This is a genomic window from Curtobacterium sp. PhB191 (assembly GCF_004346515.1).
In the GTDB taxonomy this organism is placed as follows: Bacteria; Actinomycetota; Actinomycetes; order Actinomycetales; family Microbacteriaceae; genus Curtobacterium.
This window is the reverse complement of sequence record NZ_SMBV01000011.1, coordinates 40,912-54,825: the sequence shown is the minus strand read 5'-3', so window position 1 is coordinate 54,825 and position 13,914 is coordinate 40,912. Positions and strand designations below refer to the sequence as shown.

Here is a 13,914-nt window from a genome sequence, read left to right as displayed (position 1 = left end):
GCCTCCCGTCCGCCGCACGGTGCGGACTCCGACACCCGGTGCGCCGTTGCACGCCCCGTGCCGACACACAAACACGCACCAAGCGGGCAAGCCCGCACCAGACGACCATGCACGCACGGTGCGCAGCCCGCGCGCCACGGGCCGGCGAGCTTCGCCCGGACGGACGGGAGGCCCGTGGCGGTGTCGCCACGGGCCTCCCGTCCGTCATCGGCTCACGATCGCGAGCCGCTGGTGTCAGCGGACGTCGCGGGTCGCTTCGGCGAAGTCGGCGTCGAGCGCGGTCGCCATCCGGGCCACGCCCTCGGCGAGCTGCGCGCGGACCGCGTCGCGGTCGGCGTCGAGCCGCTCCAGCTGCGCCGTCACGTCGTCGACGAACGTCGGCTCGAGTGCTGCTTCGATCGGCTTCGAGAACTCCTGCTGGCCCATCTGCTCGAAGAACAACCGGCCCTTGTCGACGTAGTAGAGCACCGCGGCGGGGACGCCGGCGATGGTCGCGACGATCGCGGAGTGCAGCCGGCTCGCCAGGAACAGGCGGCTGCAGGACATCAGGCCCGCGTACTCGGACGGTGAGAACTCGTCGGCCTCGACCACGTGGGTGCGGTCCGCGTGCCGCATGAGGGCGATGACCTCGCGGGCGAAGGCGGCGTCGCCCTCCGACGCCTCCATGTGCATCGGGTAGAACACGACGTCGGCGTCCCAACGGTCGATGACGCGGTCGGCCAGGTCGGCGACGGCCTGGCGGTAGGTGACGAGCTTGTCGCTGTCGACACCGGTCTGCCGGAAGCGCTTCGGCAGGAAGCGGAACGGGATCCAGCCGCTGCGCTTGTAGTGGAACCAGCGGCGGACGCCGAAGCCGATCGAGCCCTCGAGGCGCTCGGCGGTCAAGCCGGTGGTGCGCTCGAGCCGTTCGAGCACGTCGGCGTCGGGCGTCGTGACGGTCCCGACGACGGCCGGGTCGAACGACGACACGATCGGCGTGCGGACGCCCCACGCCAGGAGCTTCTCGCGGGACTCGTCGTCGCGGACGGCGAACGAGCGGCACAGGTCGACGGTGGCGCGGATCAGGCGCTTGCTGACGCCGGCGGTGGTCGGACCGATGCCCTGGAAGGCTCCGATCAGGTTCTTGTTCACCGCGCGGACGAGCAGCATCTTGCCGAACCAGTACACGAGGCCGAGCTTGTTCGTGTAGTCCTTGAGGATCTCGCCGCCGCCCCACAGGACGACGTCGGCACTGCGCGCGGCACGCAGCAGGGCGAACAGGTCGCCGATGCCGGTGCTGTACGGCGAGACCGGCAGGAACCGGATCCCGAACCACGCAGCGTCCCGCTCGGGGTACTGCGACAGGGAGACGATCTCGGCGTCCGGCCACCGCCTGCGGACCAGCTCGACGTTGCCGGCGAGGATCGCCCGGTCCCCGCGGTTGTGGGGCGAATCGCTATTGTGGATCAGAACGCGCACGGGTGGAGAGCCTACCGGACCGTCCCCCGCGACCCCCGGAAAGGCACGATGTCCCGCCCCACCCCCTCCGCCCGTCCCCGCCTGCTCGTCCTCGGCTCGACGTTCCCGGCCCGTCCGGACGACGGCGTGCCGGCGTTCGTGCTCGACCTCGCGCACCAAGAGGCACTCGAGTTCGACACGATGGTGCTCACGCCGCGGGTCCCGGGCGGTGCCACCACCGAACGCATCGGCGACGTCGGCGTCCGGCGGTTCCCGTACTTCCCGAAGGCGTTCGAGGACCTGGCCGACGGCGCGATCCTCGACAACCTCAAGGAACGCCGGTCGCGCATCGTGCAGGTGCCGGCCCTGGTGCTCGCGCAGTGGTTCGCGATCCGCCGCGTTGTCCGCTCCGCGAAGCCCGACGTCATCCACGCGCACTGGGCGATCCCGCAGGCACTCGTCGCGACGCTGGCGGCCCCAGGTGTCCCCATCGTCGTCACGACGCACGGCGGGGACATCTACGCGCTCCGTGCCGCTCCCCTGGTCCGCCTGAAGCGCTGGGTGTTCGGCCGCTCGGCGCACGTCACGACCGTGAACTCCGAGATGCGCGAGAGGCTGACCGAGTGGGGCGTGCCCGAGGCCCGGTCGACCGTGATCCCGATGGGCGTCGACCTCGGCCCGGCCCGTGACACCCGCGCCCGCGTCCCCGCACAGGAGCACCACGTCGTGGCGGTCGGCCGCCTCGTCGAGAAGAAGGGCTTCGGCAACCTGATCGAGGCGCTGCGGGGACTCGGCGAGGACGTGCCGTGGCGACTCACCGTCGTCGGTGACGGTCCGTACCGGGCACAGCTCGAGCAGCAGGCCGCCGGACTGCCCGTGACGTTCCTGGGCCAGCGCGGGCGCACCGAGGTGCTCGAGACCCTGGCTGCGGCCACCGTCGTGGCGGTGCCGTCGATCCCCGCGGCGAACGGCGACCAAGAGGGGCTGCCCGTCACCCTGCTCGAGGCCGCTGCCGTCGGTGCCGCGATCGTCGCGAGCGACCTGCCCGGCATCCGCGACGTCGTGCAGGACGACGTGTCCGGGGTCCTCGTGCCCCCCGGTGACGTCCCCGCGCTGCGGACAGCACTGCAGCGCGTGCTCACCGACGACGCCGCACGGGCGCGCTACCAGGAGCAGGCCGTGGTGTCGGCGGCGGAGTTCTCCACCGAACGGATCGGCGAGCGCTACCGGGCGGTGCTGCGCGCGGCCATCGCGTAGGCCACCAGCATCCCGGCGGCGCACACGACCGCCGCTGCGAACGCGACCACCACGACGGCGCCGGAGTGCCCGACGAGCTCGGAGCCCTCGAACCGGACGAGCGACCACGTCGGCACGACGGCCGCGGCACCCCACACCAGCACGAGCCACGTCGCCGCACGACGCCAGGCGAGGAAGCCCGCCGCCATCGCGAACGCGATCGGCAGCAGCACCGTGAGCGTGTACCGGTTGAGCGGTGCGCCGCCCCCCGCGGTGTAACGGATCTCGACGACGACGAACAGCAGCGTGACCACGACGAGCATCGCGACGACGAGGCGGCGCGGCCACCGGTCGTCGTCGGCGGGTGCCCAGGGGCGCAGGCGCCGCAGCACGAGGGCCGCGACGAACAGCAGCACCGGGACGAGCAGGAGCACCCACGGCAGCGGGCTCGCGATCGGCAACGAGCCGCGGAACAGGGCGAAGAGCTGCCGCCAGAAGCCGAGCATCGAGACGACCTCGGCCTCGGAGTAGTGCGGCCTCGGGGTGTACCCGGGCCAGGCGGTCGGCCGACCGCTGAACGAGCCGGTCAGGGCCTGGTTCCGCAGCCAGAACCACCCGGAGGCGGCTGCGGCGGCGAGCACCGGGACCGCCGCGACGACGACGCGGGCCCAGACACCGCGGAGCCGGCCGAACCGGACCGTGCGAGCCAGTGCGAACGCGACGACGATCGCCACGAGCCACAGGGCGAACGACAGGCGGGTGGTCGTGCCGGCCGCCGCCACGAGCGCTCCCCCGACGGCGAGCCCCGGTCCCACGCCGGACCGCAGCGCTGCTCCGGCGACGCCGCACGCCAGCGCACAGGTCAACGCTGCGAGCGAGTCGTTGTACACGACACCGCCCTGCACCACGAGGACGCTCGTCGACGCGGTCACGACGGCCACGGTGCCCGGGAGCCGCACGACCCCGGGGAAGCACCTGGCCGCAGCCCACGCGGCGACCGGCACGATCGCGGCGACGAACACGGCGTTCGCCAGACGGCCGAGCACCACGGCCTGCACCGGGTGCCCGGCGTCGACGAGCGGGCCCATCACCGGGGCGAGCAGCAGGTAGTAGAGCGGCGGGTGCTGTGCGACCCACTGGACGGGCGGTGTCCCACCGAAGCCCGGACGGAACCGGATGCCGTCGGACAGGACCGGCAGCTGGCCGTGCCAGACGCGCAGGACGTAGTCGACGTGGGCCGACTCGTCGACGCTCGCGAGCGGCATCGACGAGAACGTCCGCGCCACCGACGCCGTCAGGACGAGCAGGGTGGCGGCGAGCACGACCGGGGTCGCCCAGTCGCGCCCGCGGAGTCTCCCGGCGGGACGCAGCACGCCGGAGGACAGCCGCCGGAGCCGGTCCGCGACGATCGGCGTCAGCGCCCCATGCCGCGGTACGTGAAGCCGGCGGCGGTCCAGGCGTCCCGGTCGAGGCAGTTGCGGCCGTCGATGACGACCGGGCTCGACACCAGGGACGCCACCGTGGTCGCGTCGATCTCGCGGAACTCGGTCCACTCGGTCAGCACCAGGACCAGGTCGGCGCCGGACAGCGCGTCCGCCGCCGTCTCGACGAAGTCGAGCTCCGGGTGCACGCGACGTGCGGTGACGACGGCCTCGGGGTCGTAGGCGGACACCGTGGCACCGAGCTCGTGCAGGCGCGCAGCGATGTCGAGGGCGGGCGAGTCACGGACGTCGTCCGAGTTCGGCTTGAAGGCCAGACCGAGGACCGCGACGCGCTTGCCGCCGACGACCCCGCCGAGCAGCTCCTGCGCCAGCTCGACGACGTGCGCACGACGACGCAGGTTCGTGGCGTCGACGTCCGCCAGGAACGCCAGGGACTCCCCGACGCCGAGCTCGTTCGCCCGGGCCTGGAACGCCCGGATGTCCTTGGGCAGGCACCCGCCGCCGAACCCGAGGCCGGCGTTGAGGAACTTGCGGCCGATGCGGGCGTCGTGGCCGATGGCGTCGGCGAGCGCGGTGACGTCGGCGCCGGCGACCTCGGCGATCTCGGCCATCGAGTTGATGAACGAGATCTTCGTGGCGAGGAACGCGTTCGCGCTGATCTTGACGAGCTCGGCGGTGGGCAGGTTGACGACGAGCCGGGGGGTGCCGGACGCGAGCGCCTCGGCGTAGACCTCGTCGAGGGCGTCGACGGCGGCCTGCCCGGCGTCACCGTCCGGCACACCGTAGACGAAGCGGTCCGGGCTGATGGTGTCCTGCACGGCGAAGCCCTCTCGCAGGAACTCAGGGTTCCAGACGAGCGTCGCCCCGGGCACGGCCTCGGACACCTCGGCGGCGAGGCGTGCGGCGGTGCCGACCGGGACGGTCGACTTGCCGACGACGAACTCATCGGCCGACAGGTACGGGGTGAGCGCGGCGACCGCGGCGTTCACGTAGGTCATGTCCGCGGCACCGGTCGGGCTCTGCGGGGTTCCGACGGCGAGGAAGTGCACGCGGGCACCGGCGACCTCGGCCATGTCGGTGGTGAAGCGGATCCGGCCGGACGCGAGCGCCTCGGTCAGGATCTCCGGGAGCCCGGGTTCGAAGAAGGGGGCTTCGCCGGCAGCGAGCCGCTCGATCTTCGCCGGGTCGACGTCGACGGCGACGACCTCGTGTCCGAGCTTGGCCATGGAGGCGGCGTGCACGGCACCGAGGTACCCGCAGCCGATGACAGAGATACGCACGACGAAGAAGGTACCGGTTTCTCGTGGGAGTTCCAGCACCGCGGTACCCAGGGTGTCGCGGCGGCGTCAGGCGCGGACGTCGCCCCACGGCGGTCGGTCCGGGCCGCCGACGATCTCGTCCCAGTCCGGCTCGCGGTGCCGCCGCCGGGCCTCGTACGCCTCGACCAGGTCGTGCAGGACGGCCACCACGAGGTCGGCGTGCGGGACATCCGCGAGCACCACGGCGGGGTCGTCGCCCGGGAACACCAGGACGTCACCGGAGCGGAACACGCCCTGGAGCCCGCGCCGGCGCACCGTCACGTCGTACCCGCGGGAGTGCAGGAGTTCCTGCCGGGTACGGGTGCCGAGCCCGTGCACGACGACGAGCCGCCGGGTCGTGACGACGTACCGCTCGGACATCCAGCGGAAGAGCGGCACGGCGCCGCCGAACACCACGAGCACCACGACGAGTCCTGCGACGACGGCGTTCAGCCACGCCAGCTGCGCCTGGAACACCCCGAACCCGAACCCGCCGGCGACCACGACCAGCACGACGAACACCGCCGGGCGCACGAGCCGACGAGCGTGCGGTCGCAGGCGAGCGACGACGCGTTCGGGCGGCGGCTCGGCGGTCATGCCGTCATGCATACCGCAGGTGGGTGACGTCCCCCACGGCGACGCCCCTGGAGTCACCCGCTCGATCCCGGATCGTGATGCGGCCCTCGTCGTCGATGCCGGTGGCGTCGGCCTCCTCCACGGTGCCGTCGGGCAGCTCGAGGCGGATGCGGCGACCGATCGTGCCGCACGCGGCGCGGACGTGGGACCGGACCGACTCGGCGGCGGGACCACCGGCGACCAGGCCGGCCACGGCCTCCAGGACGGCTGCCAGGAAGGCGGACAGGACCGCGTCGGCCAACGCGGGGGCGTCGTCGACCGCGCCGGCCACGAGCAGCGACGTCGACGTCGGGGTCGGCAGGCGGTCGGCGGGGATCGTGAGGTTCACGCCGGCGCCGACGACGATGCTGCCGTCGGAGGCGACCTGGCAGAGGATGCCGCACACCTTGTCGCCCGCGACCTGGACGTCGTTCGGCCACTTGACGGCGACGTCGGCGCCGGCGGGCAGCACCCGTGCGATCGCGTCACGCATGGCGGCGCCGGCGACCAGGGGCAGCCATCCACGGTCGTGGTCGGCGAGGTCGGCGCGCACGAGCAGGCTCGCGGCCAGCGCCTCGCCCGCCGGTGCACTCCACGTGCGGTCGAGTCGCCCCCGACCCGCGGTCTGGTGGAGCGTCGCGACCACGCTGCCGTGCTGCTGCTCGGGTGCCACGGCGAGCAGGTCGGCGTTGGTGGAGCCGGTCTCGTCGGGGACGGTGAGGGTCGCGCCCGCCGACCGGACCGCCTCGCTGGTGGCGGGGAACGACGACGACGGGGATGTGGACATGCACGCAAATGTACGGGCAGGAACCGTGGGGGTCCTCCAACCGGCCCCGACCCCGCCGCCGGTAGGGTGAGCGGGTGACTTCAGGAGACACCCCCGATCTCTCGACGACGGCAGGCCGGCTGGCCGACCTCCGCGAGCGGTACCACGAGGCCGTGACCGCTGCGGGCGAGTCCGCGATCGCCAAGCAGCACGCCAAGGGCAAGGGCACCGCGCGCGAACGCATCGAGCAGCTGCTCGACGAGAACTCCTTCGTGGAGTTCGACGAGTTCGTCCGCCACCGCACCACCTCGTTCGGGATGGACGCCAAGCGCCCCTACGGCGACGCGGTCGTCACCGGCGTCGGCACGATCCACGGCCGCAACGTTGCCGTGTACGCGCAGGACTTCACCGTCTTCGGCGGTTCGCTCGGCGAGGTCGCCGGCGAGAAGATCATCAAGGTGATGCAGCACGCGCTGAAGACGGGCGTGCCGATCATCGGCATCCTCGACTCCGGCGGGGCCCGGATCCAAGAAGGCGTGGTCGCGCTCGGCAAGTACGGCGAGATCTTCCGCCTCAACACCCAGGCGTCCGGCGTCATCCCGCAGCTGTCTATCATCATGGGCCCGGCGGCCGGCGGCGCGGTGTACTCCCCCGCGCTCACCGACTTCGTGATCATGGTCGACAAGACCAGCCACATGTTCGTCACCGGCCCCGACGTCATCAAGACCGTCACCGGCGAGGACGTCGGCTTCGAGGAGCTCGGCGGCGCACAGACCCACAACGCGGTCTCCGGCGTGGCCCACTACCTGGCCGAGGACGAGACCGACGCGCTCGACTACGCCCGCTCGCTCATCGGGTTCCTGCCGGACAACAACCTGTCCGACGCCCCCGCCTACGACGTCGCCCCGGAGCTCGAGACCACCGACGCCGACCACGAGCTCGACCTCGTGATCCCGGACTCGACGAACCAGCCGTACGACGTCACGACGATCATCGAGCACGTCGTCGACGACGGCGAGTTCCTCGAGGTCCAGCCGCTCTTCGCGCCGAACATCCTGATCGGCTTCGGCCGGGTCGAGGGCCGCACCGTCGGCATCATCGCGAACCAGCCGCAGGCCATGGCCGGCACGCTGAACATCGACGCCGGTGAGAAGGCAGCCCGCTTCGTGCGGTTCTGCGACGCGTTCGGCATCCCGATCCTGACCCTGGTCGACGTGCCCGGCTACCTGCCCGGCACCGACCAGGAGTGGACCGGGGTCATCCGCCGCGGCGCGAAGCTGCTGTACGCCTACGCCGAGGCCACCGTCCCGCTCGTCACCGTCATCACGCGCAAGGCCTACGGCGGCGCGTACATCGTGATGGGGTCGAAGCAGCTCGGCGCCGACATCAACCTGGCATGGCCGACCGCCGAGATCGCGGTCATGGGCGGTCAGGGCGCCGTCAACATCCTGTACCGCGCCGAGATCAAGCGCGCCGAGGAGTCCGGCGAGGACGTCGCTGCGGTCCGCACGAAGCTCGCGAACGAGTACACCTACAACGTCGCGTCGCCGTACCTGGCGGCCGAGCGCGGTGAGCTCGACGGCATCATCCAGCCGCACGCCACCCGCGTCTCGGTCATCAAGGCCCTGCGTGCCCTGCGCGGCAAGCGTGCGACGCTGCCGCCCAAGAAGCACGGGAACATCCCCCTCTGATGGGTGCGCACTGATGGGTCGTCACGCAGCACCGGTCCCCTCGGACGAGCCCGCCTCGGTGGCCGACGTCCGGGTGGTCTCCGGTGAGCCCACCCCCGAGGAGCTCGCAGCGGTCGTCGCCGTGCTGCAGCGCCAGGCCGACGAGGCCGCAGCAGCCGGTCGCGCCGAGGTCGTCGACGAGCCGCGCACCGGGTGGCAGGCCTCGGCCCGCGGCCTGCGTCGCCCGCTCGACCACGGCCCCGGCGCCTGGGGCCGTTCGCTCCGCTGACGGACCTTGGCCTCCCTGTACCCCTGGTGTCCCCGACCCGGCGGACGTTGCAGGCTGCACTTCCCGGTCGGTATCCCCTCGCACGGGGGACACGAAACGCCGAAGAGGACCGGAAATGCCGAATTTGTCCCCCATAATGACGACTGACACAGGGGTTGTGGGTTGGCATAGTTACTGGTGTTCGGTGTCCTTCAACGAAGAACATCGCAGGTCGGTGGCCGACTAGGGTACGACGCCACCGCCCGCTGCGAGGCAGGGCGACATTCGGGTTGTCGCTCAGCCTCGGGTCGTGAACGGGCCGGTCGGATACGACCGGCCCGTTCCCCGTTTCCGGGGCGTGCGCGCGCACCCCGTTCGCGACGCTCCACGCGTCGAACGACTCGTGTGTTGTCGGAATGGTCGCGTCAGCCGTCGGCGCCAGCCCGGCGCGACCACGGTGCGGCCGGGAGGCCCGTGGCGGCGCCGCCCCGTGCCTCCCGGCCGGCACGCCCCGCGTCCACCGCCGCGCGCGCCACTTTCGCGACACTCCACGCGTCGATCACCTCGTGGTCCGTCGGAACATGCGTACGCACCGGGCGCAGCGCGCCTCAGGCGGGCTCGTGCCGCGGGATCTCGAGCCAGAGGGCCACGGAGTCGTCCTCGTCGCCGTCGTCGTCCTCCATGCCCGCTCCGAGGGCGGCGGACTCGCTCGCGGCCGTGTCGAGCTTGAGCCCGACGACCGTCACCGCGGCGTCGGACCCCTCGCTGACTGTGCGGACGATGACGTTGTCGGCCTCGCGGGCCTGGCGGAGCGCCTCGGCGATGCGGGCGTGGATGCGGCGGACGTCGTCGACCTCGAGCTCGTCGAGACCGCCGTCGTCGTGCAGCTGCACCGTCGCACCCCGGCGGCGCAGGCGCATGACCTCGTCGCGGACGTCCTCGGACAGCAGGGAGCGACCGCGGATCTCGTCGCGGATGGCCTGCTCCAGGTGCAGGCACTCGGCCCGGTCCGCGTCGTCGAGGTCGCCGCACGAGTCGATGATCCGCTGCAGCATCGGCAGGGCCATCCGCGTGGTCTGGCTCAGGCGGAACTGCCGCTCGAAGACGTGGGCGTCCTGCGCCGCCTGCCAGTCGGCGGTCTCCTGTTCAGCGCGCATGAGCTCGCGGGTGTTCCGGATGGCGCGGTTCATGGCGATGGCGAACACCGTGGCGATCGCGACCCAGGCCACGCTGCCGAGCACCCCGAGTGTGCCGAGCGCATCGAGACCGGCCCAGGCGACCGTGTACACGGCGAGGAACAGGACCCCGGCCCAGGCGAACGGGCCGCGTCCCCGCACGACGAGCACGACCATCAGGGTGCCGACGGCGGCGATCCACCACGTGGCGGACCCCGGGCCCTTCGCCAGGTCGACGACCGGCGCCGCGACGAGCGGCATCATGATCGCGGTTGCGAGTGAGAAGCACGCCGTCCAGACCGGCAGGACCTTGCCGGGCACGAACAGCGCGGTGCCGGTGGCCGCGGCGTAGAGGACCATGCAGGCGATCACGGGGCCGACGTCGTGCACGCGCTGCAGCGACGCGACGGCGAGGACCAGGTGGTAGACGGAGAACAGCGACGCCAGGCCGAGCGCGATGCTCGCGGGCAGGGAGACCTTCACGCTGCGGCTCCCGTCGTCGTGGGCGTGGACGGCGTGGTCGGCGACCAGCTCAGCTCTATTCGCGTGCCCTCGCCCGGGGCGGTGTGCACCTCGGCACGGCCGTCGACGGAGGCGACGCGCTCGATGATCGACCGCCGCACCCCGAGTCGTTCGGACGGGATCGTCGCGACCTCGAACCCGCGACCGTCGTCACCGACCTCGATGTGCACGCCGTCGTCGTGCTGCTCGACGCGGACCCACCGGGCGACGTCGGGCCCACCGGCGTGCTGGACGCTGTTGACGGCCGCCTGCAGTGCTGCTGACGCGAGGGCGTCGGCGACCGACGCCGGCAGCCGGACCGACCCGGACGGGGCAGGGACGAGCCGGACGGGCGCCGCGAGGGCACCGATCGCCTCGCCGATGCGGGTGCGGAGGTCGGCGAGCGTGACCGGGGTGTCGTCGTCCGGGCCGTCGGCCGCTGCGGCCTCGAGGTGGTCGATGGCGTTCCGTGCCATGCGGGCGGCGAGGGTCTTCGCCTCGAGCGTGTCGGCCCGTGCGGCAGAGAGCAGCGTCGTCAGCACGCTGTCGTGCACGATCGCGTCGACCTGCACGCGCTCCACCTCGACCGCGTGCTCGCGGATGGCGAGCGAGTACCGGCGGACCGCGGTCGACTGCGCCGTGTCGACCGACGAAGCGGCACGGCGCAGGACCACGGCGATGACGAGCACCGCACCGCTGAGCAGCGCCGTGTAGACGCCGTCGAGCAGCGCACGGACGAGCCCGGCGTCGCCACCGACCGGGGTGAGGCGGAGGACGACGTAGATCGCCGGCACGAGTGCGGTGTAGATCGTGGCCCGCCAGGTGGCGAAGCCCATGGCCGCCGCGGTCGAGCCGACGGTGCAGAACCACCACGGCCACGGCTGCTGCGTGGACGGGATCGAGTCCTGCACCGTGAGCGGCCACGTGGTCAATGCGACCAGGAAGAGCAGGGCGCACAGGATCTGCGCGAACTGCGCCACCCGCGGCACGAACGCCGAGACCCCGACCAGGACGAACGACGCCCCGAGCGCGATCGCGACGACCGGGCCCCAGAACGGATCGAGGTACGGCAGCTGGGCGAGGACCGCCGGGGTGTCGACGATGCCGAGGCCGACCGCGGTCATCGCCAGCAGGATCGCGAAGGCACGCTCCACCGACGCCTGCGTGATCGACGCGCGGACGCTGCGCGACGGGTCGGCGCCGAACGGCGCGCCGTCACCGAAGCCGACCGGGTCGCCACCGGGAGCACGGCCCGAGCCTGCTGAGACGCGGCCGGCATGGCCAGACGCCGCACCAGTGCCGCCCGACCCACGGCCGAACCACCGACCGGTCCCCCGACCGGTCCCCGGGCCGCTCCCCCGGCGCGACGCCGGCTCAGCCGCGCTCGCCATCGTGTTCAGCGACCGTCACCGTCGGGGTCGATGCCCGAGTCGAGCCCGGGGAGGATGCCGTCCTCGACCGCCCGCCGCAGGAGGTCGACCTTCGTCGGGGCCGGGCGACCGACCTCGACGTACTTCACGCGGATGCGGTCGAGGTACTCACGAGCCGTGGAGTACCCGATGCCGAGTTGCTGCGCCGCCAGCTTGAGCGGCAGGCCCGAGGCGTACAGGTGCAGGATCTCGCGCTCGCGCCGGCCGAGCTGGGCCTTCGCGAAGTCGCGGTCGGCGTCGATGGCGCTCGCCCACTCGAGGTTGTTCAGCACGTCGCCGCGGGCGACGGTGGCGACCGCTGCCATCACCGTCTTCGTGGCGGACGACTTCGGGATGACACCGGCAGCCCCTGCTGCGAGTGCCTCACGGACGTTGGCGACGCGGTCCGCGATGGAGTGCACGAGCACGGCGGAGCCGGTCCCCTGCACGCCCTTGACGTTCTCGGTGACGGTCGAGCCGTCACCGAGGGACAGGTCGAGGACGACGACGTCGACCTCGCGCCCGTCGAGGTTCTGGACGTACTCGGGCACGCTCGCGGCGGTGAGCACCACCTCGAAGCCCTCGTTCTGGCACGCCGCCTGGATCCCGAGTCGCACGGACTCGTGGTCGTCCACGATCGCGACCCGGACCGGCCTGGTGGCCGTGCCCGACGTCTCGGCTGCGGTTGTCGTTCCTGCTCCCACTGTGGCCTCTCGTTCCGATGTGCGTCCCCGGCCCCTGAAACCGGATCGCCATCAGCGCCCAGGATACCCAGGCTGGACTCAGGTCCGGGGAAACCGGACGCGCCACGCGGACGAAACCGCCCGGTTGCCCGTCAGCGCGCGGGCGTCAGGCGCGCCACGGCCTCCATGTGGTGGGTGTGCGGGAACAGGTCGAACGCCCGCAGCGCCTCGAGCTTGTACCCCAGGTCGGCGAACGTCGCGACGTCGCGGGCGAGCGCGACCGGGTCACAGGCGACGTAGACGACCTGCGACGGGTGCAGGGCCGCGATCTGCTCGACGACCTGACGACCGGCACCGGCGCGCGGCGGGTCGAGGACGATCGTGCCGGCGCGGAACCGGTCCTTCTCGGCGCGCGAGGCGTTCGCCACCGTGTTCGCGAGCCAGCGGTCGACCCGGCCGGTCTCGGCGCGCGCCCCGAGCCACTCGGCGAGGTTCTCCTGCGCGTGCTCGGTCGCGCGTGCGGCGCTCTCGACGCTCGTGAGGCGCGCCTTCGGGCCGACGAGGTCGCCGAGTGCGGCGGCGAGCAGGCCGACGCCGCCGTACAGGTCCAGGTGGGTGCCCTCGGGGTCGAGTCGGTCGCGGTCGACCAGGTCCTGCACGGCCTCGGTGAGCACCGACGCCGCGGCACGGTGCACCTGCCAGAAGCCGTTGTCGTCCACAGCGAAGGTGCGCTCCCCCACGACCTCGGTCACCACGGTGGGCTTCTGCTCGTCGATGACGAGGCGCGCCCCCTCGGAGCCGCTCGGTGCCAGCACGTCGATGACCGACGAGCCGGGCATCACGCCACGGCCGAGCGGCGCGCTCTCCTGCACGGCGTCGTTCGCGAGCGGCAGGCTGGTGACGGGGATGACGGAGTGCGAGCGCGCGGCGAACGGGCCGGCGGTGCCGTGCTCGTCGACGTGCAGCCGGACCCGGGTGCGCCAGCCGAGGCCGTTCGCGGCGTCGTCACCGGGTGCGGCCTCGACGACGACGTCCGAGCCGAGCACCGATGCCAGGTCCGTGTGCGCGAACCGTGAGAACGAGTCGACGAGCACGTCGTGCTTCAGCGTGCGCTGGTGTGCGAGGGCGATGTGGCCGAACTCGGCACCGCCCGGGCGCGTCTCGGGGTCGCGGTCGAGCGCGGCCTCGGCCCAGACGTGGTCGACGCGGTGCTCGCTCGGGGTGACGACACTGACGGTGTCGGCGCGCCAGAACGACTTCTTCCGGTCCTCGGTCACCCGGGCGACGACGCGCTCCCCGGGGATCGCGTCCGTGACGAAGACCACCCGGCCTTCGTGCCGTGCCACCGAGATGCCGCCGTGGGCGATCCCGGTGACGTCGAGTTCGAGCAGCGTTCCGACGGATTCACCCATGG

12 protein-coding genes are annotated in these 13,914 nt (G+C 72.5%); 3 read left to right on the top strand and 9 right to left on the bottom strand.

The annotated features are described in order from the left end of the window. Nucleotides 1-234: 234 nt before the first annotated feature. Nucleotides 235-1,458: a polysaccharide pyruvyl transferase family protein gene (locus EDF48_RS16725; RefSeq protein ID WP_165932442.1), complete on the bottom strand. Its 1,224-nt coding sequence runs from the start codon at nucleotides 1,456-1,458 to the stop codon at nucleotides 235-237. Nucleotides 1,459-1,506: 48 nt separating this feature from the next. Between EDF48_RS16725 and EDF48_RS16720 the strand changes: the two genes are divergently transcribed. Beyond that, nucleotides 1,507-2,694 carry a glycosyltransferase gene (locus EDF48_RS16720; protein ID WP_131881405.1) on the top strand — a complete coding sequence of 396 codons (1,188 nt, stop codon included), beginning with the start codon at nucleotides 1,507-1,509 and terminating at the stop codon, nucleotides 2,692-2,694. Here EDF48_RS16720 and EDF48_RS16715 read toward each other — a convergent pair. The 4 genes from EDF48_RS16715 to EDF48_RS16700 form a co-directional block, all read right to left on the bottom strand. Continuing rightward, nucleotides 2,661-4,046: a hypothetical protein gene (locus tag EDF48_RS16715; RefSeq protein ID WP_131881403.1), complete on the bottom strand. Its 1,386-nt coding sequence runs from the start codon at nucleotides 4,044-4,046 to the stop codon at nucleotides 2,661-2,663. The genes EDF48_RS16720 and EDF48_RS16715 overlap by 34 nt on opposite strands. Nucleotides 4,047-4,087: 41 nt before the next feature. Continuing rightward, nucleotides 4,088-5,395 carry a UDP-glucose/GDP-mannose dehydrogenase family protein gene (locus EDF48_RS16710; RefSeq protein ID WP_131881402.1) on the bottom strand — a complete coding sequence of 436 codons (1,308 nt, stop codon included), beginning with the start codon at nucleotides 5,393-5,395 and terminating at the stop codon, nucleotides 4,088-4,090. Between the two features lie 66 nt (nucleotides 5,396-5,461). Beyond that, nucleotides 5,462-6,010 carry a PH domain-containing protein gene (locus EDF48_RS16705; RefSeq protein ID WP_123292200.1) on the bottom strand — a complete coding sequence of 183 codons (549 nt, stop codon included), beginning with the start codon at nucleotides 6,008-6,010 and terminating at the stop codon, nucleotides 5,462-5,464. 4 nt (nucleotides 6,011-6,014) lie between these two features. Further along, nucleotides 6,015-6,815 (bottom strand): biotin--[acetyl-CoA-carboxylase] ligase, encoded by an 801-nt coding sequence (locus EDF48_RS16700; protein ID WP_131881400.1) that lies wholly within the window; start codon nucleotides 6,813-6,815, stop codon nucleotides 6,015-6,017. A 74-nt stretch (nucleotides 6,816-6,889) separates the two neighbouring features. Between EDF48_RS16700 and EDF48_RS16695 the strand changes: the two genes are divergently transcribed. Both EDF48_RS16695 and EDF48_RS16690 read left to right on the top strand, forming a co-directional pair. After that, entirely contained in the window at nucleotides 6,890-8,485 is a 1,596-nt protein-coding gene (locus tag EDF48_RS16695; protein ID WP_123292198.1) for an acyl-CoA carboxylase subunit beta, read from the top strand. Between the two features lie 13 nt (nucleotides 8,486-8,498). Continuing rightward, nucleotides 8,499-8,753: an acyl-CoA carboxylase subunit epsilon gene (locus EDF48_RS16690; protein WP_123292197.1), complete on the top strand. Its 255-nt coding sequence runs from the start codon at nucleotides 8,499-8,501 to the stop codon at nucleotides 8,751-8,753. 587 nt (nucleotides 8,754-9,340) lie between these two features. Here the strand turns inward: EDF48_RS16690 and EDF48_RS16685 are convergent. The 4 genes from EDF48_RS16685 to EDF48_RS16670 all read right to left on the bottom strand — a co-directional run bounded on the left by EDF48_RS16685 (nucleotide 9,341) and on the right by EDF48_RS16670 (nucleotide 13,912). Next, nucleotides 9,341-10,390 (bottom strand): hypothetical protein, encoded by a 1,050-nt coding sequence (locus EDF48_RS16685; RefSeq protein WP_131881398.1) that lies wholly within the window; start codon nucleotides 10,388-10,390, stop codon nucleotides 9,341-9,343. Beyond that, on the bottom strand, nucleotides 10,387-11,799 hold the full coding sequence (locus tag EDF48_RS16680; RefSeq protein WP_131881396.1) for an ATP-binding protein: 1,413 nt from the start codon (nucleotides 11,797-11,799) through the stop codon (nucleotides 10,387-10,389). The genes EDF48_RS16685 and EDF48_RS16680 overlap by 4 nt, the downstream gene beginning before the upstream one ends. Before the next feature lie 5 nt (nucleotides 11,800-11,804). Beyond that, the gene (locus EDF48_RS16675; protein WP_111086608.1) at nucleotides 11,805-12,521 is read right to left on the bottom strand and encodes a response regulator transcription factor; all 717 of its coding nucleotides are present in this window, start codon (nucleotides 12,519-12,521) and stop codon (nucleotides 11,805-11,807) included. Nucleotides 12,522-12,652: 131 nt separating this feature from the next. After that, nucleotides 12,653-13,912: a TRAM domain-containing protein gene (locus tag EDF48_RS16670; RefSeq protein WP_131845634.1), complete on the bottom strand. Its 1,260-nt coding sequence runs from the start codon at nucleotides 13,910-13,912 to the stop codon at nucleotides 12,653-12,655. Nucleotides 13,913-13,914 lie beyond the last annotated feature (2 nt).